Source organism: Mesorhizobium sp. M0058 (genome assembly GCF_040323095.1).
Lineage (GTDB): Bacteria > Pseudomonadota > Alphaproteobacteria > Rhizobiales > Rhizobiaceae > Mesorhizobium.
On sequence record NZ_JAMYUQ010000002.1, the window covers coordinates 72571 to 97448 of the forward strand.

At 62.0% G+C, this 24878-nt stretch carries 24 protein-coding genes; 12 read left to right on the top strand and 12 right to left on the bottom strand.

What is annotated here, in order from left to right; all coding sequences use genetic code 11:
• Nucleotides 1–92: 92 nt before the first annotated feature.
• Together NKJ75_RS03250 and NKJ75_RS03255 are read right to left on the bottom strand one after the other, a co-directional pair.
• The gene (locus NKJ75_RS03250) at nt 93–1181 is read right to left on the bottom strand and encodes an HPP family protein (protein ID WP_023700669.1); all 1089 of its coding nucleotides are present in this window, start codon (nt 1179–1181) and stop codon (nt 93–95) included.
• Between the two features lie 224 nt (nt 1182–1405).
• Nucleotides 1406–2575, bottom strand: a complete 1170-nt coding sequence (locus NKJ75_RS03255; protein WP_023700668.1) for a cystathionine beta-lyase — start codon at nt 2573–2575, stop codon at nt 1406–1408.
• Between the two features lie 458 nt (nt 2576–3033).
• Between NKJ75_RS03255 and NKJ75_RS03260 the strand changes: the two genes are divergently transcribed.
• From NKJ75_RS03260 to NKJ75_RS03280, 5 genes are all read left to right on the top strand, one after another.
• Complete coding sequence (locus tag NKJ75_RS03260; RefSeq protein WP_023671480.1) at nt 3034–4062, top strand: amino acid ABC transporter substrate-binding protein; 1029 nt, start codon at nt 3034–3036, stop codon at nt 4060–4062.
• 63 nt (nt 4063–4125) lie between these two features.
• Nucleotides 4126–5313: an amino acid ABC transporter permease gene (locus tag NKJ75_RS03265; protein ID WP_023671481.1), complete on the top strand. Its 1188-nt coding sequence runs from the start codon at nt 4126–4128 to the stop codon at nt 5311–5313.
• Nucleotides 5314–5317: 4 nt separating this feature from the next.
• Nucleotides 5318–6475 carry an amino acid ABC transporter permease gene (locus NKJ75_RS03270; RefSeq protein ID WP_023743966.1) on the top strand — a complete coding sequence of 386 codons (1158 nt, stop codon included), beginning with the start codon at nt 5318–5320 and terminating at the stop codon, nt 6473–6475.
• 84 nt (nt 6476–6559) lie between these two features.
• Nucleotides 6560–7363 (top strand): amino acid ABC transporter ATP-binding protein, encoded by an 804-nt coding sequence (locus NKJ75_RS03275; RefSeq protein ID WP_023671483.1) that lies wholly within the window; start codon nt 6560–6562, stop codon nt 7361–7363.
• A 105-nt stretch (nt 7364–7468) separates the two neighbouring features.
• Nucleotides 7469–8134 carry a TIGR02117 family protein gene (locus NKJ75_RS03280; RefSeq protein ID WP_023743967.1) on the top strand — a complete coding sequence of 222 codons (666 nt, stop codon included), beginning with the start codon at nt 7469–7471 and terminating at the stop codon, nt 8132–8134.
• A 224-nt stretch (nt 8135–8358) separates the two neighbouring features.
• On the opposite strand, the gene NKJ75_RS03285 is transcribed toward NKJ75_RS03280, so the two are convergent.
• Both NKJ75_RS03285 and NKJ75_RS03290 read right to left on the bottom strand, forming a co-directional pair.
• Nucleotides 8359–9597 carry an FAD-dependent monooxygenase gene (locus NKJ75_RS03285; RefSeq protein ID WP_023743968.1) on the bottom strand — a complete coding sequence of 413 codons (1239 nt, stop codon included), beginning with the start codon at nt 9595–9597 and terminating at the stop codon, nt 8359–8361.
• Between the two features lie 19 nt (nt 9598–9616).
• Nucleotides 9617–9862: a zinc-finger domain-containing protein gene (locus tag NKJ75_RS03290; RefSeq protein ID WP_023705697.1), complete on the bottom strand. Its 246-nt coding sequence runs from the start codon at nt 9860–9862 to the stop codon at nt 9617–9619.
• 234 nt (nt 9863–10096) lie between these two features.
• Here NKJ75_RS03290 and NKJ75_RS03295 point away from each other — a divergent pair, with 234 nt between their 5' ends.
• Nucleotides 10097–12289, top strand: a complete 2193-nt coding sequence (locus NKJ75_RS03295) for an RNA degradosome polyphosphate kinase (RefSeq protein WP_023689905.1) — start codon at nt 10097–10099, stop codon at nt 12287–12289.
• Complete coding sequence (ppx, locus tag NKJ75_RS03300; protein ID WP_023697723.1) at nt 12289–13821, top strand: exopolyphosphatase; 1533 nt, start codon at nt 12289–12291, stop codon at nt 13819–13821. The genes NKJ75_RS03295 and ppx overlap by 1 nt, the downstream gene beginning before the upstream one ends.
• A 256-nt stretch (nt 13822–14077) precedes the next feature.
• Here ppx and NKJ75_RS03305 read toward each other — a convergent pair whose 3' ends face one another.
• The 6 genes from NKJ75_RS03305 to NKJ75_RS03330 all read right to left on the bottom strand — a co-directional run bounded on the left by NKJ75_RS03305 (nt 14078) and on the right by NKJ75_RS03330 (nt 20003).
• Nucleotides 14078–14485: a DoxX family protein gene (locus NKJ75_RS03305; protein WP_352499193.1), complete on the bottom strand. Its 408-nt coding sequence runs from the start codon at nt 14483–14485 to the stop codon at nt 14078–14080.
• Between the two features lie 138 nt (nt 14486–14623).
• Complete coding sequence (locus NKJ75_RS03310) at nt 14624–15046, bottom strand: DoxX family protein (RefSeq protein ID WP_023697721.1); 423 nt, start codon at nt 15044–15046, stop codon at nt 14624–14626.
• A gap of 255 nt (nt 15047–15301) precedes the next feature.
• The gene (fumC, locus tag NKJ75_RS03315; protein ID WP_023697720.1) at nt 15302–16699 is read right to left on the bottom strand and encodes a class II fumarate hydratase; all 1398 of its coding nucleotides are present in this window, start codon (nt 16697–16699) and stop codon (nt 15302–15304) included.
• 562 nt (nt 16700–17261) lie between these two features.
• Complete coding sequence (locus NKJ75_RS03320; protein WP_352499194.1) at nt 17262–18248, bottom strand: glycosyltransferase family 10 domain-containing protein; 987 nt, start codon at nt 18246–18248, stop codon at nt 17262–17264.
• 103 nt (nt 18249–18351) lie between these two features.
• Entirely contained in the window at nt 18352–19113 is a 762-nt protein-coding gene (locus tag NKJ75_RS03325; RefSeq protein ID WP_023835131.1) for an SDR family NAD(P)-dependent oxidoreductase, read from the bottom strand.
• A gap of 128 nt (nt 19114–19241) precedes the next feature.
• Nucleotides 19242–20003, bottom strand: a complete 762-nt coding sequence (locus tag NKJ75_RS03330; protein WP_023835132.1) for an NIPSNAP family protein — start codon at nt 20001–20003, stop codon at nt 19242–19244.
• Between the two features lie 85 nt (nt 20004–20088).
• Between NKJ75_RS03330 and NKJ75_RS03335 the strand changes: the two genes are divergently transcribed.
• The gene (locus NKJ75_RS03335; RefSeq protein ID WP_023671495.1) at nt 20089–20775 is read left to right on the top strand and encodes a TetR/AcrR family transcriptional regulator; all 687 of its coding nucleotides are present in this window, start codon (nt 20089–20091) and stop codon (nt 20773–20775) included.
• A gap of 18 nt (nt 20776–20793) precedes the next feature.
• Here the strand turns inward: NKJ75_RS03335 and NKJ75_RS03340 are convergent, their stop codons facing one another.
• Nucleotides 20794–21387 carry a hypothetical protein gene (locus NKJ75_RS03340; RefSeq protein WP_023671496.1) on the bottom strand — a complete coding sequence of 198 codons (594 nt, stop codon included), beginning with the start codon at nt 21385–21387 and terminating at the stop codon, nt 20794–20796.
• A 131-nt stretch (nt 21388–21518) separates the two neighbouring features.
• Between NKJ75_RS03340 and NKJ75_RS03345 the strand changes: the two genes are divergently transcribed.
• Nucleotides 21519–22643: a metallophosphoesterase gene (locus NKJ75_RS03345; RefSeq protein ID WP_023835134.1), complete on the top strand. Its 1125-nt coding sequence runs from the start codon at nt 21519–21521 to the stop codon at nt 22641–22643.
• A 50-nt stretch (nt 22644–22693) separates the two neighbouring features.
• Here NKJ75_RS03345 and NKJ75_RS03350 read toward each other — a convergent pair whose 3' ends face one another.
• Complete coding sequence (locus NKJ75_RS03350) at nt 22694–22873, bottom strand: CsbD family protein (RefSeq protein WP_023835135.1); 180 nt, start codon at nt 22871–22873, stop codon at nt 22694–22696.
• Between the two features lie 170 nt (nt 22874–23043).
• On the opposite strand from NKJ75_RS03350, the gene NKJ75_RS03355 reads away from it, so the two are divergent.
• The 3 genes from NKJ75_RS03355 to NKJ75_RS03365 all read left to right on the top strand — a co-directional run bounded on the left by NKJ75_RS03355 (nt 23044) and on the right by NKJ75_RS03365 (nt 24733).
• Entirely contained in the window at nt 23044–23697 is a 654-nt protein-coding gene (locus tag NKJ75_RS03355) for a glutathione S-transferase family protein (protein WP_023735852.1), read from the top strand.
• Nucleotides 23698–23726: 29 nt separating this feature from the next.
• Complete coding sequence (locus NKJ75_RS03360) at nt 23727–24056, top strand: YciI family protein (protein WP_023705709.1); 330 nt, start codon at nt 23727–23729, stop codon at nt 24054–24056.
• Nucleotides 24057–24523: 467 nt separating this feature from the next.
• Nucleotides 24524–24733: a cold-shock protein gene (locus tag NKJ75_RS03365; protein WP_023671502.1), complete on the top strand. Its 210-nt coding sequence runs from the start codon at nt 24524–24526 to the stop codon at nt 24731–24733.
• The last annotated feature ends 145 nt before the right edge of the window (nt 24734–24878 follow it).

Below are 24878 nucleotides of genomic sequence, written 5' to 3' on the forward strand. Positions count from 1 at the left end.
CTCGATCCAATCCCCGTCCGAAACCTCGATAGACATTGGATGACATCGCCGGCAAAAGGTTCCCGGCCATTTTCGCCCGGCTCCGACGGCGCCTAGAATACTGCTTCCGCCAGCGGCTTGTCAGCAGCCTGCACTCGCGCCGTGGCCGCAAGCAGGTCGGTCTGCGTGATCAGGCCAAGGATGCGGCTGTCCCCGTCCAAGATGATGACTGCATGGGTGCGGCCGTCGGTGAGCACCGGTAGCAGCGCCATGGCGGGCGTACCGGCGGCGGCGGTCGACGCTGTCGAGGTAACGCTTCCGACGGCTTCGTCGGCTCGCGCCAATTCCCTTAATCCAACGGTGCCGACCAGCCTGGCGTCCTTGTCGACAACCGGCAGCGTGCGGATATTGTGGTCGAGCAGCAGATGACGCGCCCGATCAGCGGACGCGTGTTCATCGACCGAAATCACGTCGCGGGACATGATGTCCTCGCACAACATGGTTCGGTGTGCGCGCATCGCCGCTTGCAGTTCGACCTGTCGCAGCAGCTGTTCGAGATCGTTGCGGTCGATGTCGAAGGTCTCGTCGAGCGCAGCCAGCGCGGCATCGATGTCCTCGGCCCGGAAGCCGATGCGCTCCTGAGCCGGCGGATCGATGGTTCCGTGCGTGCTTTTCGGGGCAGGGGCCGGCACATGCGGGTAGCTGCGTCGCGACAGCCTGTGGAAAGCATAGCCGAGCGCGACCAGCATCATGGAGTTCAGCGCCACCGGCACGAACGGAAACAGGAAGCCCGCACCGATCACGGCCGGCCCGCCGAGCACGGCGGTCAGTGCGGCGGCTCCGCCCGGCGGATGCAGGCAGCGCGAGAACGACATGGCGGCGATCGCCATCGCCACGGCAATGCCCGTGGCGAGAACGGGCTGATGGACGAAATGGGCCACGATCACGCCGACCAGCGCCGATATTGTATTGCCGCCGATGATCGACCATGGCTGCGCCAGCGGGCTTGCAGGCACCGCAAACAGCAGCACCGCCGACGCCCCCATCGGCGCCACCAGCAGCGGCACATGCGGGCCATTGCCAAGCACCAGCGCGCCGATCGCGCCGGTCAGCGCAATGCCGATCATCGCCCCGATGCAGGCGATGAGGCGCTCGCGCAGCGTCGCGCCGGCGAGAATGGGGACAAAGAGACGAAAGGCCATGGCAAGCTCAGTCAGGCTGGAATTGTGCGCGCAGCGCCTGCAATGGCGTTGGACCGACGATTTTGAAAGTCAAACCGATCCGAAAAAGCGCGCATTGGGGAAATAACATTGCGCTTGGTCGACCCATGAGCGGCTTTGCGACGTCGATCGCCTGCGAAAGTCGCTCGCCAACCCTTTCAACGGGTTGGGCGACCAGCGGAATCAGCTTCGCAAGTTTGCTGGTGTCATGCCGCAGCGGCCGCTTCCAGCCCGCGCAGGATATCGGCCTTGAGGTCCTCGACATCCTCGAGCCCGATCTGCAGCCGGATCAGCGGGCCGTCATAGGGGCCCTTGGCGACGGTACGGTCGCCGAGGAAGACCGGCACGGCAAGGCTCTCATAGCCGCCCCAGGAATAGCCGAGACCGAAGATTTTCAACGCATCGAGGAAGGCATGCTGCTGTCTCTGGCCGCCGCCTTTGAGCACGATGGAAAAGATGCCGCTCGAGCCGGAAAAATCACGCTTCCACACCGCGTGGTCGGGGTGGCTGGGAAGCGCCGGGTGCAGCACGCGGGCCACGCCGGGCTGGCCTTCAAGCCAGGTGGCAATCGAAAGCGCGCTCTTTTGATGGTGATCCAGCCGAACGCCCATCGTGCGCAGGCCGCGCAGGACTTGGTAGACGTCGTCGGGGCCGGCGCAGCAGCCCATCGTGTAGAACGTCTCGCAAAGCTGCTTCCAGCAGTTGGCATTGGCAGACACTGTGCCCAGCAGCACGTCCGAATGCCCGGCCGGATATTTCGTCGCCGCATGGATCGAGATATCGACGCCGTGGTCGAGCGGACGGAAATAGAGCGGCGTTGCCCAGGTGTTGTCCATCATGACGATGGCGCCCGTTTCATGCGCCGCCTTGGCGATCGCCGGAACGTCCTGCACCTCGAAGGTGTTGGAGGCCGGTGATTCCGTAAACACGACTTTGGTGTTCGGCTTGATCAAGCTGGCGATGCCGGCGCCGGCATGCGGATCGTAATACTCGACCTCGACACCCAGCCGCTTCAGCATCGTGTCGGCGAAATTGCGGGTCGGATGGTAGACGGAATCGACAATCAGGATGTGATCGCCTGCCGAGAGAAACGCCAGCAACGGAACGGTCACCGCCGCCAGGCCCGACGGCACGATTATTGTGCCGGCGGAGCCTTCCAGCGCGTCGATCGCATGCGCCAACGCATCGGTGGTCGGCGTGCCGCGTGTGCCATAGGTGTATTTCTGGCTGCGCGCCGCCATCACCGACGCATTGGGATAGAGCACGGTCGAGGCATGCACGATCGGCGGATTGACGAAGCCGAAATAGTCGTGCGGATTGTTGCCCGAATGGGCAAGCCGCGTGTTGATACCCATTTCGTTGCCGTCAGTCGCCATTGCTCTTCGCCTTGTGGTGAAAGCGCTAGCCATAGAGCGGCGGCATTGGCCGTGCAACAGCGGGCGCCCGCCAGGCGGTGCCCTTTGCATAGGCCAATTCCCCCATGAATAGTCTGGAAAGCGTGGCGATCCAGAGCCGCGGATTTCATGAGTGGATGTGGATTAGCGTCGACGGACTTTGCCGGTTTTATTTGCGGGGCTTGCTGCTTTCCTGATGCTGTTGTCTGCAATTCAGGCATTTGCGGCAATTGGTTTTCAAAGCTGTCGTGAAACGGTCATTTCCCTTGACCTCACAGAGATAATCGCCTTCGATGCAGTTCGTGAATGGGAGGGGCCGGGCGTCGGTTACGACGCGAGGTTCCGGAATGAGCCGGATGGGAGCCGGGTTCACGCGGGAAAAGATCAGGATTTGCCTGAGGATCAGGGTTTACCTGAAAACAGAAAAGGGTCTGTGGGTTATGAAACATATTGCAATTGGCATTCTCGGTGCCGCTGCGCTTGGATGGATGGCTTCGGCCGCGTCGGCGACAACGCTCGATACCGTCAAGGCGAAGGGCTTCATCCAGTGCGGTGTCTCGACGGGCCTGGCCGGCTTCTCGGCGCCTGACGACAAAGGCGATTGGAAAGGCATCGACGCGGATTTCTGCCGCGCTGTCGCTGGCGCAGTCTTCGGCGATGCCTCCAAGGTCAAGTTCACGCCGCTCAGCGCCAAGGAGCGCTTCACCGCGTTGCAGTCGGGCGAGATCGATCTCCTGTCGCGCAACACCACATGGACCATCAATCGCGATACCGCGCTTGGCCTGAACTTCATCGGCGTCACCTATTATGACGGCCAGGGTTTCATGATCAACGCCAAGAAATTGCCTGGCGTCAATTCGGCGCTGCAGCTTTCAGGTGCGGCAGTCTGCGTGCAGAGCGGCACCACCACCGAGCTCAACCTCGCCGATTACTTCAAGGCGAACAAGATGGAGTACAACCCGGTCGTCTTCGAAAAGCTGGAAGAGGTCAACGCTGCCTATGACGCCGGCCGCTGCGACGTCTACACCACCGACCAATCCGGCCTCTATGGCATCCGCCTGACGCTGAGTGCGCCGGCCGACCATGTCGTGCTGCCCGAGATCATCTCCAAAGAGCCGCTCGGCCCCGCCGTACGCCAGGGGGACGACCAGTGGTACCACATCGTCAAGTGGACCTACTTCGCCCTGTTGCAGGCAGAGGAACTGGGCATCACCCAGGCCAATGTCGAAGAGATGAAGACCTCGGATAATCCGGAGATCAAGCGCGTGCTCGGTCAGGAAGCCGAAACCAAGATCGGAACCGACCTTGGCGTGAGCAATGACTGGGTCGTCAACATCGTCAAGGCAGTCGGCAATTACGGTGAGATGTTCGAGCGCAATGTCGGCACCGGCAGCCCGCTGAAGATCGCGCGCGGCATCAATGCGCTGTGGACCAAGGGCGGCCTGCAATACGCACCGCCGATCCGCTGATCGAAATGTGATCCGGAAGGCAGATCATCTGCCTTCCGGTTTCTCTTTCCAGGGGATGAAGCAATGGCATCGCAGGAAGTTCTTCGCGAGGAGCCGAGCCGCGGTTCCTTCATCAACGATCCGAAAGTCCGCGGGTTTTTCTTCCAGGCGGTGGTTGTCATCTTGCTGGTGGCGGGCGTCTGGTGGATCGTCCACAACGTCATCGTCAACCTGCAGCGCCTGCATATTACTTCCGGTTTTGGCTTCCTGAACAACCGAGCAGGCTTTGACATTCCAGTCAGGCCCATCGCTTATGATTCTGATTCGACCTATGGCCAGGCCATTGTCGTCGGGCTTATCAACACCATTATCGTCGCCGTTGCCGGCATTATCACCGCGACCATCATTGGCTTCATTGTCGGCGTCGGCCGGTTATCGCGCAACTGGCTGGTTCGCAAGATTTGCACGGTCTATGTCGAGGTGTTCCGCAACATTCCGCCCCTGCTGGTGATCTTCTTCTGGTATTCAGGCGTGCTCGCGGTACTGCCGGCGCCTCGCGACAGTTTCAATTTGCCGTTCGGCTCTTTCCTCAACCAACGCGGATTCTATTTTCCGCGCGCTATCTGGGGCGACGGCTCCTGGCTGATGTTTGTCGCCTTGCTTGTCGGCATCGCCATGGCTTTTTTTGTCGCGCGCACGGCACGCCAGCGGCAAATGGCAACCGGCCAGCAGTTTCCCGTATTCTGGACTTCGGCGGCGCTGATCGTCGGCCTTCCGCTCCTGGCCTATGCGCTGAGCGGCTTTCCCTTGAGCTTCGACTTTCCAAAGCAATCGACCTTCAACCTGACCGGAGGCTTTCAGATCGGGCCGGAGTTCCTGTCTCTCTATTTGGCGCTGTCCTGTTACACGGCCTCCTTCATCGCCGAGATCGTGCGCGCCGGCATTCTCGGCGTCAGCAAGGGTCAGACCGAAGCGGCTGGCGCCCTGGGGCTGCGGCCGGGATCTATCCTGCGGCTTGTCGTCGTTCCCCAAGCCATGCGGATCGTCATCCCGCCGCTGACCAGCCAGTATCTCAACCTGACAAAGAACTCGTCGCTGGCCATTGCCATCGGTTACCCCGACCTGACGGCGATCGCCGGCACAGTGCTGAATCAGACCGGTCAAGCGGTCGAGGGTGTGCTGATCATGATGGTCGTCTATCTCATCATCAGCCTGGTGACGTCGGCGGTGATGAATGTGGTCAACGCCAGGATGGCGCTGGTGGAGAGGTAAGACCATGCAGGAACATGATACCTCCTGGGTGCGGACCGAAATGGCACTCGCTCAACAAGCCCCGGCCGGCGTGCGGGGGCCTTTGGCCTGGGTTCGCAAGAACCTGATCGGTTCGGTGGGCGACGTCATCCTGACTGTAGTGGCTATTGCGCTGGTGGTGATGATCGTGCCGCCCGTCGTCAACTGGGCCTTCATCAACGCCCAGTGGACGGGGCCGGACCGGACTGTATGCGCCACGGTGGCGCAAGGCGGCATCCAGCCGGACGGCTGGTCAGGCGCCTGCTGGGCCTTCGTCAACGCGAAGTTCGGCCAGTTGATGCTTGGCCGCTATCCCCTGGAAGAGCGCTGGCGGCCGATCCTGGTCGCCGTCCTGTTCGTGGCGCTGCTGGTGCCGTTGCTGATGCCACGTGTGCCGCGGAAGGGGTTGAACGCCATTCTTCTATTCCTGGCACTGCCGATCATCGCGTTCGTGCTCCTGGTCGGCGGCATCTTCGGCCTGCCGCAAGTGGAGACCCAGCTATGGGGCGGGCTGCTGGTGACACTGAGCCTGTCCTTTGTCGGCATTGCCGTGTCGCTGCCGATGGGCATCGTGCTGGCGCTCGGCCGGCGCTCCAAGATGCCGATCGTCAAGACACTGTGCGTGGTCTTCATCGAGTTCGTTCGCGGCATCCCGCTGATCACCGTTCTGTTCTTTGCCAGCGTCATGCTGCCGCTGTTTCTGCCCGCCGGTGTTTCGTTCGACAAATATCTCAGGGCGCTGATCGGCGTCTCGCTGTTTGCCGCCGCCTATATGGCGGAAGTGGTGCGCGGCGGCCTGCAGGCGATCCCCAAGGGCCAGTATGAGGGGGCGGATTCGCTTGGCCTGGGCTACTGGCAGAAGATGGTGCTGATCGTGCTGCCGCAGGCACTGAAGCTGGTCATCCCCGGCATCGTCAATACCTTCATCGGTATGTTCAAGGACACAAGCCTCGTCATCATCATCTCGATGTTTGACCTGCTTGGCGTCGTCAAGCAGAACTTCTCGGACGCCAATTGGGCGACGCCACAGACCGCGAGATCCGGCCTCATCTTTGCAGCCTTCGTCTTCTGGCTGTTCTGCTTCGGCATGTCGCGCTATTCGATGTACACGGAACGCCGGCTCGACACCGGCCACAAACGTTGATGCATGTCGCCCAAAAGTGTTTAGCGGTTTTGGGACAACGACATGCATCATAGCTAAAAGACAGAACAAAAAGGGGAACCTGCCATGGTCATAGAAAACGCCGTCAGCGCCGAAGAGATCAAGGTCGATGCCAAGAAGATGCACATCTCGACCACCGATGTCGCAATCGACATCATCGGCATGCACAAATGGTATGGCGAGTTCCATGTGCTGAAGGACATCAACCTCAAGGTGATGCGCGGCGAGCGCATCGTCATCTGCGGTCCTTCGGGCTCGGGCAAATCGACCATGATCCGCTGCATCAACCGGCTGGAAGAGCACCAGAAGGGCAAGATCATCGTCGACGGCAAGGAACTCACCAACGATCTCAAGAAGATCGACGAGGTGCGCCGCGAGGTCGGCATGGTGTTCCAGCACTTCAACCTGTTCCCGCATCTGACCATCCTGGAGAACTGCACATTGGCACCGATCTGGGTGCGCAAGACGCCGAAGAAGCAGGCCGAGGAAATCGCCATGCACTTCCTCAAGCGCGTCAAGATCCCCGAACAGGCCAACAAATATCCGGGCCAGCTGTCGGGCGGCCAGCAGCAGCGCGTGGCGATCGCGCGTTCGCTGTGCATGAACCCGCGCATCATGCTGTTCGATGAGCCGACCTCGGCGCTCGATCCAGAAATGATCAAGGAAGTGCTGGAGACGATGGTGGGCCTGGCCGAGGAAGGCATGACCATGCTGTGCGTCACCCACGAAATGGGCTTTGCCCGAAAGGTCGCCAACCGGGTGATCTTCATGGATCAGGGCCAGATCGTCGAACAGAACACGCCGGCCGAGTTCTTCGACCATCCGCGCCACGAGCGCACCAAGCTGTTTCTGTCGCAGATCCTGCACTGAGCATTTTCATGCGAACCAAAAGAGCCCGGCCGTAATGCGGCCGGGCTCTTTTGCTATCTGGGGTCGGGGTTGATCTTCTCCATTGAAACACAAAGCCGGCGCCGCATGAGAAAAGCCCTGCGTTTCGTGGCCATGCTGATTATCGTGGTCGCGCTCGCTGCCACGCTCGGCACGCTGGTGCCGCGTCCGCTGTGGCCGGCGTCAGCGGCGGGTGAGGGCACGCGCCATATTCTGGTGCTGGAGAATCCGATCCACACCGACATCGCCATTCCCGTCGATGACGAGGTGCGCCGGCGCTTCCATTTCCTGGTCGCTGCCGGCATCCCTGTCGACGCCCCGGAAGTGCGCTACATCGTCTTTGGCTGGGGCGGCCGGGCCTTCTATCTGGAGACGCCGAGCTGGTCGCAGCTGAAAGCAGTGCCCGTCCTCAAGGCGCTGACACTGGACGCCTCGGTCATGCATGTCGATATCGCCGGGACCATCGCCGAGCCGCACCCTGCTGTCACCGGTTTCGACATCGATGAGGAACGTTTTGCAGCGCTGCTCAACTATATCGACGCGAGTTTCCAGCAAGGGCCGCATGGTCCGGTCGTCATCGAGAACGCCGCCTATTCCAGCTTCGACCGCTTCTTCGAGGCGAACGGCCAATTCAACGCGCTTGTCGGCTGTAACACCTGGACAGCCGCCGGCCTGCGCACCGCCGGCCTGCGCACCGGCTGGTGGAACCCGCTGCCGGCCTCGCTGCGATTTTCAATGCGGCTGTATAATTAGCAGCTCCTACGCCGCACCCCGACAGTGTTGGATCTTTTGAAGTCAGCGGGACAGCACCCCCCTCTGGCCAGCCGGCCATCTCCCCCGCAAGGGGGGAGATCAGCCGTTTTGCCCGCGGCGCTCCTGCTGCAACGCCGGCGATTTTGGCGAAGGCGACGGCGACATCCAATCTCCCCCCTTGCGGGGGAGATGTCCGGCAGGACAGAGGGGGGTGGGAAGGATCGCTACGTCGACGATCTAGACTGCCGAGTGTCCGCTCGCCATCCATAGAGCCAGTCGAGGTCGGCGGCGAGCTTGTCGGGCGAGCGCATGGCCAGGAACAGATTGCGGGCGATCGCCACCGGGCCGGCAGCATGCCAGGCGAGGCGGTTTACGGCCCCACGACGCGCGGCCTTGGCGACACGCGGCCGCCGAAGATTTTCCCAGATTTGAAAACTTCTGGGCAGATCGCCAGGGAAATCGGCGATAGCGTCGGCAAGCGTGATGGCATCTTCGATCGCCATTGCCGCGCCCTGTGCGGCAAACGGCGTCATCGCATGCGCAGCGTCGCCGATCAGCGCGATGCCCTGCGGGCTCGTCCACCGCTTCTGTTCGACGGTGTGGATCGGAAAGGCCGTCCATGGGCCGGCCAGTGCCACAAGCTTCGTCAGGCCCGGCGCGGTGCCGCGCAGGGCAGCCGTGAGGATCGCGGGATCGGCATGGCCCGACCAACCTTCGGCCATGCGCTCACCCTTGGTGAAGGCGGCGAGATTGAAGGCCCGGCCTTTGCTGACGGGGTAGGCGACCATGTGGAAGCCAGGATGCAGGAACGTGGTGACGCAGTCGGCGGCGCCGATCGCGACAAAGGCTTCTCCGGCCGCACCGTCGGCCGCGATTGTAGCCCGCCAGGCGAGTTCGCCCGAAAAACGGCTTTTGACGAAGTCCTCGCCTGCGAGTTGCGCCCTGACCGCCGACCAGACGCCGTCGGCGCCGACCAGCAGTTTGCCGCGTGCCTCGATCTCGCGGCCGTCCACTTCGGCGGTCACGGCGACATATTGCGCGTCTTTGACGATGCCGGTCACGCGGGCGCCGGTGATGAGCTCAATCTGCGACCGTTCAGCCATTTGCCCCAGCAGCGCTGCCTGCAGATCTGCGCGATGGGCGACAAGATAGGGCGACTGCCAGCGCGCTTCGGCGGCGTGCCCGAGCGGTACCCGCGCCAGTTCGCGCAGCGTCCCGGCGTCCTTGAGCACGACCGCTTCCGGCCGCAACGCTGCGGGCAGCAGTCGGTCGAGCACGCCGAGTTTTCCAAGAATGCGTGTTGCGTTGGGCGAAAGCTGGATGCCGGCGCCGGCCGCTTCGAGGTGCTGTGCCTGTTCGATAAGCTTTACCGGATAACCCCGTCCGGCGAAGGCAAGGGCAGCGGTCAGCCCGGCGATGCCGGCCCCGGCGATTATGACCTGCCGGGACCTGATGTCTTCCATCGGGCTTGTCGCGGAAGGATCAGGCGGCCTGGTCGATATAAAGGCAACCAGCCGGCAGCGTTTCCGTCGCCCTCAGCTTCGCCGAATAGCGGTAGAGCGTCGAGCAGTAGGGACAGACCTTTTCATTGTCGTCGCCCATGTCGAGGAACACATGCGGGTGGTCGAATGGCGGGTTGGCGCCGGTGCACATGAATTCCTTGACGCCGATGTCGATTGCCGGATGGCCCGCATCGTTCTGGAAATGGGGAATGGAACCGCCTGCCATCGTCGTCTCCTTGATCTCGTCGAAAAGCATCTGGAACATAACAGGCCTGTTTGCAAGATCGATGAAATGAAACTGTCGCAAAAGCCTGTCAGAGGATACGTTGAGCCGGTTAAGTGCATGTCCCTGAAATCGGAACGGTTTTCGCCGAAGGGTCATGCGCCACAAAAGCGTGTTAGAGGCATGGCACGTCCAGCGGCGCTCCAAGGGACGGTTGGCGGGGGAAGAGCAGGAACCATGAACGAACTGAAGCCGGTGCAGAGCGAATTCATCAATGTCGAGGTGGCGAGCCCCGAGGGCGGCAACCCCGATCGGTTCGTCAACCGTGAGTTCTCCTGGCTGCAGTTCAACCGGCGTGTGCTCGAGGAATCCCAGAACCAGCACCATCCGCTGCTCGAACGCGTCCGTTTCCTGTCGATTTCAGCCGCCAATCTCGACGAATTCTTCATGGTCCGCGTCGCCGGCCTTGCCGGCCAGGTGCGCGAAGGCATTGCGCTCAAGAGCCCCGACGGCCGCACGCCGGAGCAGCAGCTGGAACAATTGCTGCGCGAGGTCGAGCGGCTGCAGGAGGACCAGCAGAACAGCCTTTCGGCGCTGATGCTGCTGCTCAACAAGGAAGGCATTGAGAGCATCACCCGCGATGCACTGACCAAGGATGAGAAAGTCTGGCTGGAAGACCATTTCCAGGACCAGGTCTTCCCGGTCCTGACTCCACTGTCGATCGACCCGGCGCATCCGTTTCCGTTCATTCCCAATCTCGGCTTCTCGATGGCGCTGCAATTGCGCCATCGCAAGAATGGCGAGGAGATGAGCGCGCTTCTGCGCCTGCCGGTGGCGCTGAAGCGCTTCATCCGTCTGCCCGACCGCAAGCAGCACGTTCGCTTCATTCCGTTGGAGGAGGCTGTCGGCCTCTATATCGGCAAGCTGTTCCCCGGCTATGAGGTCAAGGGTTCCGGCACCTTCCGCATCATCCGGGACAGCGATATCGAGGTCGAGGAAGAGTCGGAAGATCTCGTGCGCCTGTTCGAGACGGCGCTGAAGCGGCGCCGCCGCGGTTCGGTCATCCGCATCGAATTCGACAAGTCGATGCCCGGCGAATTGCGCGAGTTCGTCGCCGGCGAGCTTGGCGTCTCTTCGAGCCGCATCAGCGTTCTGACCGGCCCGTTGGCGCTCAGCCAGATTTCCGAGATCGTTGCCGTGCCGCGCGACGACCTGAAATTCACCCCTTACAATCCGCGCTTTCCCGAGCGCATCCGCGAGCATGGCGGCGATTGTTTCGCGGCCATCCGCGAGAAGGACATCGTCGTCCACCACCCCTATGAATCCTTCGACGTGGTGGTCCAGTTCCTGCGCCAGGCGATGGCCGACCCGGAGGTGGTGGCGATCAAGCAGACGCTCTACCGCACCTCCAACGACAGCCCGATCGTGCGCGCCTTGGTCGACGCGGCCGAGGCAGGCAAGTCGGTGACCGCCCTGGTCGAGCTCAAGGCGCGCTTCGACGAGGAGGCCAACATCCGCTGGGCGCGCGACCTCGAACGCGCCGGCGTCCAAGTCGTGTTCGGCTTCCTCGAACTGAAGACCCATGCGAAAATGTCGCTTGTGGTGCGGCGCGAGGACGGCAAGCTGCGCAACTATGTCCATCTCGGCACCGGCAACTACCATCCGGTGACCGCGCGCATCTACACCGACCTGTCCTTCTTCACCACCGATCCGACGATCGCGCGCGATGTCGCCCAGCTGTTCAACTTCATCACCGGCTATGCCGAGCCGACCGATGAGATGCGGATCGCCATCTCGCCATTTACGCTGCGCAGCCGCATCCTCAAGCACATTGCCGACGAGGTCGCCCACGCGCTGGCTGGCCGTCCGGCGCGCATATGGATGAAGATGAACGCGCTCGTCGATCCCAACATCATAGACGCGCTCTATGACGCCAGCCGTGCCGGCGTCGAGATCGATCTCGTCGTGCGCGGCATCTGCTGCCTGCGGCCGCAGGTGCCCGGCCTGTCGGAAAACATCAGGGTCAAGTCGATCGTCGGCCGCTTCCTCGAACACAGCCGCATCTACTGCTTCGGCAACGGCCATGGCCTGCCGTCGGACGAGGCGATCGTCTACATCGCCTCGGCCGACTTGATGCCACGCAATCTCGACCGCCGCGTCGAGACCATGGTGCCGATCACCAATCCAACGGTGCATGAACAGATCCTTGGCCAGATCATGCTGGGCAACATCATGGACAACCAGCAAAGTTTCGACGTATTGGCTGACGGAACCTCCCGGCGCGTCGTGCTGGAGGAGGGTGAGGAACCGTTCAACGCGCAGGAATATTTCATGACCAATCCGAGCCTGTCGGGACGGGGTGACGCGCTGAAGTCGCATGCGCCCAAGCGCATCGCGCAGTTCAAGCGTCGCAAGAAGAACACCGGCTGATGATTTCAACGTCCCAAGGCCGGCTGCAGGATCGCCGGCCGCTGTCCATCATCGACATCGGCTCGAACTCGATCCGCCTTGTCGTCTATGAAGGGTTGGCGCGCTCGCCGACCTTGCTGTTCAACGAAAAGATGCTGGCCGGCCTCGGCCGCGGCATCGTTTCGACCGGCAAGCTCGACCCCGAGGCGGTGACGCGCTCGATGGAGGAGTTCCGCCGTTTCCGCGCGCTCTCCGACCAGGCGGGTGCGGAGCACATGTTTGTGCTGGCAACGGCCGCGGCCCGCGAAGCGATCAACGGCCCCGACTTCATCCACCGCGCCCAGGATGTGCTCAAGACCGAGATCCGCGTGCTCACTGGCCGGCAGGAGGCGCATTATTCGGCGCTTGGCGTCATTTCGGGCTTCCACCCCGCCAATGGCATTGCCGGCGATCTTGGCGGCGGCAGCCTGGAGCTTATCGACATCAATGGCGAGGCGATCGGCGACGGCATCACGCTGCCGCTGGGTGGCCTGCGGCTGCAGGACATGGCCAGGAATTCGCTCGCCCAGGCGGCAAAGATCACCCGCGACGAACTGGCGCGCGCCAAATTGTTGAAGGGCGGGCTGGGACGGCCCTTTTACGCCGTTGGCGGCACCTGGCGAAACCTTGCCCGGCTGCACATGGAAATGACCAACTACCCGCTTGGCGTCATGCACCACTATGAGATCGGTGTCGAAAGCGCCGCCAATTTCCTGAAGCAGGTGGCGAAAGGCGAGATCGAGAAGGTCAAGGGCATCGAAGGTGTGTCGAAGAACCGCCGTTCGCTGCTGCCCTATGGCGCGGTCGTGCTGCAGGAGATCATGGCGGCGATGCAGCCGTCGAAGATCATCGTCTCGGCGTTGGGCGTGCGCGAAGGGTTTCTCTATTCGCTGCTCGACCCTGCCGAGCAGAAGGCCGATCCGCTGGTCTCCGCTTCGGAGGAACTGGCGCGGCTGCGGTCGCGCTCGGTCACCCATGCGCATGAGCTTGTCGAATGGACGGACAAGACCTTTGCCGCCTTCGGCATCGACGAGACGGAGGATGAGGCGCGCTATCGCCACGCTGCCTGTCTGCTGGCCGATATAGGCTGGCGCGCACACCCGGAATATCGCGGCAAGCAGTCGCTCAACATCATTGCCCACGCGTCCTTCATTGGCGTCGATCACCCCGGCCGTGCCTTCCTGGCGCTGGTCGGCCTGTTCCGCCACGAAGGCGTGTTCAACGATGCGGCGCCGGAAATCCGCGGCCTGGCGACGCCGCGCTATCTCGAGCGCGCCCGCATCCTGGCGGCGGTGCTGCGCGTCGTCTATCTGCTGACTGCGGCCATGCCCGGCGTCATGCCGCGGCTGAAATGGGAAAACCGCGGCAATGGCACGTTGGCGCTGGTGCTGCCGGCCTCACTTTCCGATCTTTACGGCGAACGCCCGGCCGGACGGCTGGCGCAACTGGCGCGGATCACCAACCGCCGGCTGGTGCTGGCGGTCGAGGGTGGGCAGAGCGTGTCGGTGAAGTAGGCGCGGCCTGACAGCAAAACCATGTCGTCGTCGGCCTCGCGTTCGAGGACCGGCTTCCTCAATCCGTCGCTGCTTCGCACCGCCACCTTCCCCCTCCGGAGGGAAAGGAAGGGAGCCTCGTTGGAAAGCGTTGGCGGCAATAGGCTCGCGCACTTCCTCTACCCCGTCGATCGGGGGAGAGGTGGCTCGACGAAGCCGAGACGGAGTGGGGGTCGACCTGGCACGGATGGTTCAACCGGGACGATATTTGACGATATCAGACCGCGGCGCGGCGCCCGTCGATCGACCAGGCCCCGGCGCCGGCCATGGCTAGCGCCAGGAATCCACCGGCGATGGCAATATCCTTCATCAGCATCTGCTGGTGCAGGAAGGTGAGCATCGGGTCATCGCCGCCCTGGCCGTAGTGGCCGATGGAGCCTGCAACGATGCAGAAAGCGGCAAGAAGTATCGCAACGACCGGCGTCTGAAAGCCGACCAGTATCAAGAGACCGGCAATCAACTCGAACAGCCCGGTGCCCCAGGCGGCAAGCGTCGGCAATGGCATGCCGAGGCCGGCGAAATAGCCGGTCGTCCCGGCAACGTCGGCGAGCGCGTGGTAGCCGGAGGGAACGAGCAGGACGGCGAGCAGCAGCCGGGAAATCAGAAGCAATGCATCGCGGGGCATGGTCATCTCCGATGTCTGTCCGCCGGCTGTTTCGAGACCGATCCTAGCAGGGATGGGTCGAGCGTGCGCTTGGGCAGACAACGAAAAAGCGGCGTGGAAAATTCCACGCCGCTTATTTCAGGCTTGGGAAGGGAAAGCTCAGCCGCGCTTGGCGTCGATCGAGTAGGTGCCAGGGCCTGAGGAAGCCAGCAGCAGGAAGCCGCCGGTGATGGCGACGTTCTTCAGGAAATGGATCATCTGGTTCTGGTCGGCCCAGCCGGTATGGGCGACAAAGGCCGAGGCGATGGTGAAGACCGCGAGCACCCAGGCGGCGATGCGGGTCTGAAAGCCAACGAGCACGGCAAGGCCGCCGAGCAATTCGATCAGGCCGACGACAATGGCCGTTACGGTCGGCACCGGCAGGCCCATGGCGCCGAAATAGCCGGCGGTGCCGGAAATGGCGGTGAGCTTGCCGAAGCCGGAAAGCAGGAAGATGGCGGCGAGCAGGATGCGGCCGAGCAGGATGGTGGTGGAGCTGTTGGACGCGATGCCGGCGCCGGCAGCGGAAGTGTTGATGGACATGGTGGCTCTCCGAAAAGGGTTGATGTCCCGTCAGATAGACCAAGCCGACTGTTCACCAAAGCCGCCAGTCCGGCGACACATTGTTCACAGGACGTACATTTCGGGATCGTTCGACCGACGCAAAATTCTTGTCGCGGCCAGCAGCGGCGGGAGCAAATTGTCCCGCCACAAAATTCGGATTTCTAGTTGACGCAATCCCCAAGAAGAGGGCTGCGCGCTTCCCGAGGAAACGCAAGGCACTTTCCCTGGAATCGCTTAACCCGGATGCGTCATGTCCTCCGGCCGCACCAGCCGGTCGTAGTCTGCCTCGCTGACCAGCCCAGTGGCCAGTGCTTCCTCGCGCAAGGTGGTGCCCTTCTTGTGCGCGGTCTTGGCGATCTTGGCGGCATTGTCGTACCCGATCGTCGGCGCCAGCGCGGTCACCAGCATCAGCGAGCGGTCGAGCGCGGCTTTGATGTTGTCTTCGCGAGCCTCGATGCCGACGACGCAATTGTCGGTGAAGGAGATCGAGGCGTCGGCCAACAACTGCACCGACTGCAGGAAGTTGTAGGCCATCAGCGGGTTGTAGACGTTGAGCTCGAAATGGCCCTGGCTGCCGGCGAAGGTCAGCGAGGCGTTGTTGCCGAACACCTGCACGCAGACCTGCGTCAGAGCCTCGCATTGGGTCGGGTTGACCTTGCCCGGCATGATCGAGGAACCCGGCTCGTTTTCCGGCAGCGACAGTTCGCCGAGGCCCGAGCGCGGGCCGGAGCCGAGGAAGCGGATGTCGTTGGCGATCTTGAAGAGGGCGGCGGCCGCCGCGTTGATGGCGCCATGCGAGAACACCATGGAATCATGCGCGGCGAGCGCCTCGAACTTGTTCGGCGCGGTGACGAAGGCGATGCCGGTGATTTCGGCGATGCGCGCCGCCACCGTTTCGGCAAAGCCCACCGGCGCGTTGAGGCCGGTGCCGACGGCGGTGCCGCCCTGCGCCAGTTCCTGCAGGCCGGGCAGCGTCATCTCGATGCGCTTGATCGAAGAGGCCACCTGCGCGGCGTAGCCGGAAAATTCCTGGCCCAGCGTGAGGGGTGTCGCGTCCTGCGTATGGGTGCGGCCGATCTTGATGATGTGGGCGAAGGCCTTCGTCTTGACCTCGAGCGCAGCGTGCAGATGCTTCAGCGCCGGCAGCAGATCGTGCACGATGCGCTCGGCGCACGCGATGTGCATGGCTGTCGGGTAGGTGTCGTTCGACGACTGGCTCATATTGACGTGGTCGTTAGGGTGCACCGGCTTCTTCGAGCCCATGACGCCGCCCAGAAGTTCGATCGCCCGGTTGGAGATCACCTCGTTGGCGTTCATGTTGGACTGCGTGCCCGAGCCGGTCTGCCAGACGACCAGCGGGAAATGATCGTTCAGCTTGCCGTCGATCACCTCTTGCGCCGCCTCGATGATCGCCTTGCCGACTGCCGGATCGAGCCGCTTCAACTCCATATTGGCTTCCGCCGCCGCTCGCTTGACGATGCCGAGCGCACGCACGATCGAGGCCGGCTGCTTTTCCCAGCCTATCCTGAAATTGCCGAGGGAACGCTGCGCCTGCGCGCCCCAATAACGGTCGGCGGCAACCTCGATGGGGCCGAACGTGTCGGTTTCGGTTCTGGTCCTGGCAGCGGTCACTTGTCTCTCCGACGATCGAATTCGGCAACGGCGTATCGCGTTGCACAATGGCCTTCAAGCAGAGATTGCGGCCGGCAGGCAGTAAATCGGTTGAAGCGGTAGCGCCGCCCTTCGGGATCCTGCACCCTCCACTTTCGTGTGAAGGAAATTGCTCCTCAGTGCGGCTTGATCCCATAAAGTGGACGGAAACTTGCGGATTTAGCTCGATAAGATCATGTCGAGCTGGCGGATTGCTCTACGCAAACTTCCCCCAGGATCAGCAATGCGCAATTCTCGTCTACATACGAGCGACGATGCCACACAAGCGTCTCACTGGCAACAGCAGCGATGAGGTAGCTTATGCACTTGTCCTTCTGTTCAGTTTCCCGACCAAAATCCGGCATCGCATCCGGATCGAGCTTCGGATCGCGAAGCCGAGAATTTCAAGTCCACCCTGGGAGCGCCTCCACATAGCCTCGGAGATTTCCAAGATGCATGGCGGCAAGGCCGAAGCCGTCTCGACGTCGCAAGAGACGCTCTTTGTCCTCCGTATTTTGCTGAAAGCGCGCCTGATCGCGGACCGTCAGCTCGGAACCTTTTTCCTCCAACGGCGCAGCTTTGTCCTGAGATAGGATCTATAGCCGAACGGAAGTGTTCGCCGTCCGGAAGGCGTGCTTGTCCGCGCCTCCAGACGCTGGCGCACGACGCTCATCAGTCTGCAGAACGCGGGTGTTTCCAATGATTGCACCCGTTTGACGAGATTGTCGGGCAATGGCTTTGAGCGCCAGTCGAAATAAGCCTCGTAGTCTTTCGGCGTTGCGATCAGGTGCTGGAGATAGGCTGCAAGATCGCTGGCGCTGGCGAAGGCACTGGCGTCAATAAAGGAGTGCTCCGGAACGAACTCGTCCACATTGGGAGCGCCAAGGTAGATCGGCACCGTGCCCGCCATGAACGCGTCATAGATTTTCTCGGTGACATAGTCGGCCTCGGTCGAGTTCTCCATGGCCAGGCAGAATTTGTGCCGCGCAATGGTTTCGATCTTGGTCTTCGAGCCCAGATCGGGGCCAGAGACCGATCGGTTGTTGCGATATCGGCCATAAGAATCGATCTTGATGTGGCGCGCCAGTTCGTTCGCCAAATCGACACGGCCGCTATAATTCAGGCCGGCCGACTGGAAGAGTGCGACCGGCGCTTCTTCCGTTTTCGGTACGATTGGTCTGGCCAGCGCATCTTTCCACCACACCGCACGCGGAAGGTAGGGTACCCAGACATCAGACCGGGATTCATGCGTCATGATGATATCGAAGTGCCGCATGATTTTGGGGTCGGCAAGTCGCTTGTAGTTTTGGCCGCATTCCATCGACCAGGCGACCCAATATTGACCAGGGTATTTGTAGGCATCGCCAACTTCGCGAAAGTTCGGAATATGGAAGACGACTGCCGCGGCCTCGGAAATCCGTCGTTTGTCCAGTGTCCACCGCCCGGGCAGTTCGCACTGTATCGACGCGATATCGACGGGTTTGCTGAAGAACGTTGTGTAGAAGAGGATCAGTGGATCGATAGACAGCATGGCACCACGAATGTCTGAAGCATTGCTCAATCTGCAGACAGACGCGGTATCGGAAGTTTGGTCAAGTGCTCCGCTTGTTCGAGGCAGAGGGCCGTCCAAACGGTCACCCCGCCGTATACCCGCCATCGATCGCGAAAATGCCGCCGCTGGTCCACGCCGCCTCGTCGCTGGCGAGATAGACGGCGATGCCGGCAAGATCGCTGGTCTGGCCGATGCGGCCGAGCGGGTAGCTGCGCTCGACATAGGTTTTCAGCTCGGCCTGCGCTGCCGCCGGCAGGTTGTCGATCGACTTGCGCCGCATGGCGGTGTCGACCGTGCCGGGCGCAATCGCATTGACCCTGATGCCGCCCGGACCAAGCTCGAAGGCCAGCGACTTGGTCAGCGAATTCAGCGCGCCCTTGGACAAGGAATACAGGCTCGACGGCCGCTTCGGGATCATTTTGTCGGCGAAGTAGGACGAGATGTTGATGACGGAGGCGTTGGCGCCGAGATGCGGCAGCAGCCGCTGGGTAAGGAAGAACGCCGCCGTCACATTGAGCGCGAAGGATTGCTGGAATTGGTGCTCGGTGACGGTCTCGAAAGGCACCAGATAAGCGACGCCGGCATTGTTGACGAGGATGTCGAGTGGGCCGGTTGCTTTCGCGCGATCGACCACGGCATCGATGCCGGAAGAGGTCGAGAGATCGGCCGACTGGGTGCCGACGTTGCCCGCCGCCGCAAGTGTCTCGCGGGCGGTCTCGAGCTTGCTGGTGTCGCGACCGACGATCAGCACGTCGGCGCCCTCGCGCAAGAAAGCTTCCGATATCGCCAGGCCGATGCCGTCCGAGCCGCCGGTCACCAGTGCTCGCTTGCCAGAAAGTCTCATTGAAGGCCAAGTCGCATCGAATGCTCTCGCTGTTGCCCGCGTCACGAAGGCAATGCCGATCGGCGAGGGCGGTCAAGCCGCCGGCCTATCGCTCAGTATGAACTTCGGTTGGCCGCGTGCCGATCCGGTTACCGCAGCAGCGACTGCGACGTCGGCGTCAGGCGCAAGGTTTCGGTCCGCCAGGTCACATCGGCCGCTTGCCATTGGGGCGAAGCGGCAACTGCGGCTTCGTAATTGGCATGCGCCTCGGGACTGTTGAAACCCGTCACCGCGATAAAGACGTTTTCGCTCAAGCGCACCGGCAGGCGGGGAAAGCTGTTTTCGGCGTGCTCGGTGATGAAGGCGCCAAGCAACCGTCCGCCGACGCCGATAAGGACCGGAACGGCATCCGTTTCGAAATTGCCGGCGAAATCGGCTTCGGCGCCAGACCGCAGATGATGAATCTGGATGGCAACGATAGCGGTCAAGCGGTTGTCTGCGCTCAGCTTTCCATCCGGCGGCATGGCGCCTCGCTGCGCGCCTGACAGATCGAAGCCGGCGCCTGGCCATGCCGGCTTCAAGAGCAGTACATCGTCGGAATCGATCATCGTCGCATTGGCGGCGTCGCGGTGCGCCGTCCACACCGGCCCGTCATAGAAGGCGGTGAGCGCCTGCTTCCGCGCTTCCATGCCATCGAAGCCGCGCAGCCAGACGAACATGTCGGGGCGGTCGAGGTCGCGGAACTGTCCGATGATGGTCATGCCGGCGTGTTCCTGGCCTTCGATGAACCGACTGTCGAAGATGTCGATCAGCGTCTCGCGCCGGCCCGGCTTCAGCGTGTACTGCCGCAACTCGACGACAGGCGAAGCGAGCAGTTTTGCCGCCGCAGGCGCATTCAGGGGTACGGTCATTGTGTCGTCTCCAAAAAACAGGATGATCATCCGGTTTATAAAACAGACCGGTTGTCCTGTTTTGTCAATCTGCTATCGTTGGCAAATGTCAGCAGAGATTGCTCGGGCTCCGAAAGGGCCGCCGCGAAAACGCACCAACGATCCCGAAGGGCTGCGCAACAAGGTGCTCGATATCGCCGAAGCGTCGTTCCAGGCGCGTGGCTATCATGCATCCGCCCTTGGCGAGCTGATGACGACCGCAGGCGTCAGCGGCGGCGCGCTGCATCATCATTTCCCGACGAAGAAGGCGCTCGCTCTGGCGGTGATCGAGGAGCGCGTGGCAGCGGCCCTCGATGAAACCTGGATCAACCCTGTACGGGCGGCAGGCTCGGCGCGCGAAGGCGTGCGCGCGGTGTTCGAGGCGGTGGCGACCGAGCTTGAGCAGCAAGGCTTCGTGCGCGGCTGTCCGCTCAACAATCTGGCGCATGAACTGTCGCTCGCTGACCCGGATTTCCGCGCCGCTCTGGACGATATCTTTGCCGGATGGCGTCAGGCGGTTGCCGACAAGGTGCGAGCCGACCAGCAGTCGGGGAGGGAGCAGGGCACCGACCCCGAGCGCTTTGCGGCACTCGCCATCGCCGCCTATTCCGGCGCCATGTCGATGGCCAAGGCGGCACAGGATGCCAGCGTGCTGCGCGATTGCCTGGCCGAACTTCAGGGTAGCTCAACGCCGCCATTCCTGAGCAGAGCGAAGCGGCGTAGCAGGATCCTGCTGCGGCCGGGAAAACCTTGAGGCCGGAACTGCGCTGTTCTAGTTGGAAAGCGGCTTGATCGTCTCGTAACCGTTCACCGATTCCGCGCTGGTCCCTTCGTCGTAGCGCCGGGCGAGGGACGCTTGCAGATCAGGCGCATAAAGCGCGGTAAATGTGTCCAGCGTTTCGCCGGCGCCGTTCTTGAAGGTCTCCGTGACCGCCAGCACGTTGTATTTGCAGCCGCCGACACTGAACGTCTCCTTGCCCTTGACGACCAGGCTCAGCGTCTTGGTGCTCTTCGGCTGCTTGTTCGGCGACAGCTCGACGAATTCGATCGTGCTCTTGGCTCCCGTCTTCAGCGGAAACAGTTTTCGCAGATCGGAAAACGGGATCGTCGCCACCCGTCCGGTATCGCTGTCGCGAAACACTTCGACCAGGCCGGCAAACAGGAACTGTGTCTGCGGCGATTGCGATTCGTAGGTGTTGGCAACGGAGACCATGCCGCCGGCCACCGGCCGAAACTCGCTGCGGACGCCGGGCATTTCCAGAACGAAGCCGGCCTTGGCCGATTTTGCGTCGACACAATCGGCGGCATGCACCGCAGCCGCCGGCAGCAACCCAGCCAGCACCACGCCTATCGAAACGGCTCTCATGAAATCCTCCCCTCTGCTTGTATTTGCTGCGCGCCAGCATGACCCAAGAAATGCCAGAGCCTCAGTGCCGTGTCGACCTGCCATTCCTGGCAACTGGACGGTGGGGCGCCGGCTGTGCTGAATTTCAGGTCATGAATCGCAAGCTCGTCCTCTCCCGTCGCAATTTCCTCGCACAGGCAGCCGGCCTTGCCATGGCTGGCATGCTGCCGCGCGCCGCGCTTGGCCAGACCGGCAAGCGCATCCAGCCCATCGACGCCACCTTTCTGTTCATCGCCGATGTCCATGCCTGCCGCATGTCGAGCGGCCTCAGCCCCAACTGCCTGGAGGAAGGCAAGACCGATGCCGCGCTGTTGCGCAATGTCGCTGTCCTCAATGGCTTGGTCGGCCGGCAATGGCCAGTCGAGATCGATGGCGTTGCAACCCGCCTGCGTTCGGCCGGCGGCCGCATCGATGCGCCGCTCGGCCTCGTTGTCGGCGGCGACATCACCGACGATGGCGGCGGCCAGATCACCGAGCCCAGCGAAGGCACGCAACTGTTGCAGTTCAGCCAGCGCTATCAACAGGGCGTCGGTCCCGATCGCGTGCACATGCCGGTCTATGTCGGCCTCGGCAATCACGATCTCGACCAGAATGGCTCGCCGCCCCATGTCGACTGGTATCGGCGTGAATTGCGCGACTATGTCGAGGTCAACCACCGCCCCGGCGTGTTCTTCAAGCCGCCGGTGCCGGCCACCGAATACGATGTCGACACCGACTGCTATTCCTGGGACTGGGGCGGCCTGCATCTCGTCCAGACCCACCGCTTTGCCGGCGACACCGGCCATGGCGCGGTGAGCAGCCTGCCGTGGCTGAAGCAGGATCTGGCGACCTACGCGGCGGATGGCCGTCCCGTCATCCTGTTCCAGCACTATGGCTGGGACACTTTCTCGGTCGAGCGCTGGGACCCGGCCAAGCGCACCTATGACGATGACGGCGCAGGCGCGCCGCACTGGTGGAGCGAGGCCGACCGCCAGGCGATGCTGGCGGCGCTGAAGGGCTACAATGTCATCGCCATCTTCCATGGCCATCAGCACGAAGTGCCGATGATCTACAAAAGCGATGGCCTCGACCTGTTCAAGCCGAAGGCTGCCTATATGGGTGGCTTCGCGCTGGTGAGGGTAACCGGGGACGGCATGGACGTGGTGCTGGGCGAGGCGGCGGGCGACCGGGGCGGGGTCAAGTTCACCAGCGCCTTCAGCAAGAGCCTCAGCCTCTGACAAGAAAAAGGCGGCCTTGAGCCGCCTTCCTCATTGCCTGCAAGATCGAATCAGAGCGCCTTTTTGATCTTGTCCTTCACGTCGCCATAGACCTTCTGCACCTTGCCGGCGGTCTTGTCGGCCGTGCCTTCGGCCTGGGTCTGCCTGTTGCCGGCCGCCTTGCCGCCGGCCTCCTTGACCGAGCCCTTGACCTGCTTGGCCACGCCGGCAACCTGATCCTTGTTCACCATCTTTGCATCTCCTGGGATTCCGGGGATTCATTCGCAGGAGGCAAACGGGCCGGCTTGGCTTAGGTTCCCTGGGCGGCGATCATCGTCGCATCTGGTCGCTTATAGGTCGCCGAAACGCTTTGCCGCGTCGTATCATGTGACTAGTGTGACGAAATTTTGGGGAGACCGCCTTGGCTGAATTTACGCTCATCATCGCCAACAAGTGCTTTTCGTCCTGGTCGCTGAGGCCATGGGTGGCGATGAAGCATCTGGAGATCCCGTTCGAGGAAGGTTTCGTGCGCCTGCGCACGCCCGAGACTTTTGCCAATCTGGCGAAAGTCTCGCCCACCGGCCTGGTGCCAGTGTTGAATCACAATGGCAGGATCGTCTGGGAAACCCTTGCCATCCTTGAATATCTGGCCGACCTGTTTCCTGAGAAAAAACTTTGGCCGCAGGATATCGGCGCCCGCGCCTTGGCTCGCTCGGTGGCGACCGAGATGCATTCCGGCTTTCGCGAGGTGCGCTATGGCTGGCCGATGAATTTGCGCCGGCCGAAGGCCCACAAGCCGCTCGACGCCGAAGGCGACATGCAGCGCGCGCGCATCGAAACGATCTGGCGCCAGTGCCGGGAACAATACAGCAAGGGCGGCCCCTTCCTGTTCGGTCATTTCACCGCGGCCGATGCCATGTATGCACCTGTCGTCACCCGCTTCGACACCTATGGCGGCAAGCTCGCGCCCGACACGCGCGCCTATGTCGACGCCGTGTTGGCAACGCCGGCGATGCGGCACTGGTATGCGGAAGCAGCGAAGGAGACCTGGCCGGAACCCGGCCCGGACGAATAGGACACTAGTGACATCACGGTGAGTGACCGATGGCCGGCAATGATGGACCGCGTGAGACTACCGCGCCAACAATCTTCCACTGCCGGCTAATCCCGCCTCGGCCGGACTTCGCCTTCACCCTGACGGAGGAGGAGAGGGAGTTGATGGGCCGGCATGCCGACTATCTGCGCGGCAAGCTTGCCGAGGGCACCATGATCCTGGCCGGGCCGGTCGCCGACCCGGCCGGCCCTTGGGGTCTGCTGATCCTACGTGTCGGCAGCGAAGCCGAGGCAAGAGCGGTCACCGACGGCGATCCGGTGTCGAACTCCGGCCGTGGTTTCCGCTACGAAATCCTGCCGCTGATCAGCGCGATCCTGTAGGCGAGCGTAAGTTTAAGGAAAAGTGTGAAACGGTTTTCCCTTGGAAATTGTGTCAGACAACGGCACATACAAGAACGCCTCTCGCACCGTTTAATGTGCGGGAGGCGTCCTTTTGCCAGCATTACTGAGATTGCTCTCTGAATTGCTGACACCACGGAAATGCGCCGGCTTGCGATTGGTTCCGGGGGCGTGGAATATTTTTTGGGAACGCCTTGCGCTCCGCCACCTCGTCAGTTGAGGCTTATGCCTCAGGCATCCTCAGGTTGAATTTTGGCTGCGGGCAAACCAGAAATTGACTCGGCGCTAAAAGAAGTCTATAAGAAACATGTCGATATTTGTTTGACCGACTTTTGTTATCCGCGCATGCATGCGCGCCTTTGACGAACTTCCCCATCAAAAATCGAGACAAAACGCTGTTGTGCAGTCGCACGATGGTGAACGAATATTTGCCAGGGAAAGGGTTCTTCATGGCCACCGGCACAGTGAAATGGTTCAACGCCACCAAAGGTTTTGGTTTTATTCAGCCTGACGACGGCTCCGCCGACGTTTTTGTCCACATCTCGGCCGTAGAGCGCGCCGGCATGCGTGACATCGTCGAGGGTCAGAAGCTCGGCTACGAGATGACCCGCGACAACAAGTCGGGCAAGATGTCCGCCGACCAGTTGAAGGCGGCCTGATAAGGATTCGGCCTTCCGGTGACCACGGATGTACTGGCACCGATGAAAGGCTGAAAGGAGCGCCTTGCGCATCCAACTGGATGCGCGGCGCTTTCATGGAAGGTCAGGCGGTGCCTGGCCTTTTTCATTTGTGCGTCATGCCGCT

Coding starts and splice junctions, on each gene's coding strand:
- NKJ75_RS03250 (WP_023700669.1), bottom strand. CDS start 1,181: ATGGCCTTTCGTCTCTTTGTCCCCATTCTCGCCGGCGCGACGCTGCGC.
- NKJ75_RS03255 (WP_023700668.1), bottom strand. CDS start 2,575: ATGGCGACTGACGGCAACGAAATGGGTATCAACACGCGGCTTGCCCAT.
- NKJ75_RS03260 (WP_023671480.1), top strand. CDS start 3,034: ATGAAACATATTGCAATTGGCATTCTCGGTGCCGCTGCGCTTGGATGG.
- NKJ75_RS03265 (WP_023671481.1), top strand. CDS start 4,126: ATGGCATCGCAGGAAGTTCTTCGCGAGGAGCCGAGCCGCGGTTCCTTC.
- NKJ75_RS03270 (WP_023743966.1), top strand. CDS start 5,318: ATGCAGGAACATGATACCTCCTGGGTGCGGACCGAAATGGCACTCGCT.
- NKJ75_RS03275 (WP_023671483.1), top strand. CDS start 6,560: ATGGTCATAGAAAACGCCGTCAGCGCCGAAGAGATCAAGGTCGATGCC.
- NKJ75_RS03280 (WP_023743967.1), top strand. CDS start 7,469: ATGAGAAAAGCCCTGCGTTTCGTGGCCATGCTGATTATCGTGGTCGCG.
- NKJ75_RS03285 (WP_023743968.1), bottom strand. CDS start 9,597: ATGGAAGACATCAGGTCCCGGCAGGTCATAATCGCCGGGGCCGGCATC.
- NKJ75_RS03290 (WP_023705697.1), bottom strand. CDS start 9,862: ATGGCAGGCGGTTCCATTCCCCATTTCCAGAACGATGCGGGCCATCCG.
- NKJ75_RS03295 (WP_023689905.1), top strand. CDS start 10,097: ATGAACGAACTGAAGCCGGTGCAGAGCGAATTCATCAATGTCGAGGTG.
- ppx (WP_023697723.1), top strand. CDS start 12,289: ATGATTTCAACGTCCCAAGGCCGGCTGCAGGATCGCCGGCCGCTGTCC.
- NKJ75_RS03305 (WP_352499193.1), bottom strand. CDS start 14,485: ATGCCCCGCGATGCATTGCTTCTGATTTCCCGGCTGCTGCTCGCCGTC.
- NKJ75_RS03310 (WP_023697721.1), bottom strand. CDS start 15,046: ATGTCCATCAACACTTCCGCTGCCGGCGCCGGCATCGCGTCCAACAGC.
- NKJ75_RS03320 (WP_352499194.1), bottom strand. CDS start 18,248: ATGCTGTCTATCGATCCACTGATCCTCTTCTACACAACGTTCTTCAGC.
- NKJ75_RS03325 (WP_023835131.1), bottom strand. CDS start 19,113: ATGAGACTTTCTGGCAAGCGAGCACTGGTGACCGGCGGCTCGGACGGC.
- NKJ75_RS03330 (WP_023835132.1), bottom strand. CDS start 20,003: ATGACCGTACCCCTGAATGCGCCTGCGGCGGCAAAACTGCTCGCTTCG.
- NKJ75_RS03335 (WP_023671495.1), top strand. CDS start 20,089: ATGTCAGCAGAGATTGCTCGGGCTCCGAAAGGGCCGCCGCGAAAACGC.
- NKJ75_RS03340 (WP_023671496.1), bottom strand. CDS start 21,387: ATGAGAGCCGTTTCGATAGGCGTGGTGCTGGCTGGGTTGCTGCCGGCG.
- NKJ75_RS03345 (WP_023835134.1), top strand. CDS start 21,519: ATGAATCGCAAGCTCGTCCTCTCCCGTCGCAATTTCCTCGCACAGGCA.
- NKJ75_RS03350 (WP_023835135.1), bottom strand. CDS start 22,873: ATGGTGAACAAGGATCAGGTTGCCGGCGTGGCCAAGCAGGTCAAGGGC.
- NKJ75_RS03360 (WP_023705709.1), top strand. CDS start 23,727: ATGGCCGGCAATGATGGACCGCGTGAGACTACCGCGCCAACAATCTTC.
- NKJ75_RS03365 (WP_023671502.1), top strand. CDS start 24,524: ATGGCCACCGGCACAGTGAAATGGTTCAACGCCACCAAAGGTTTTGGT.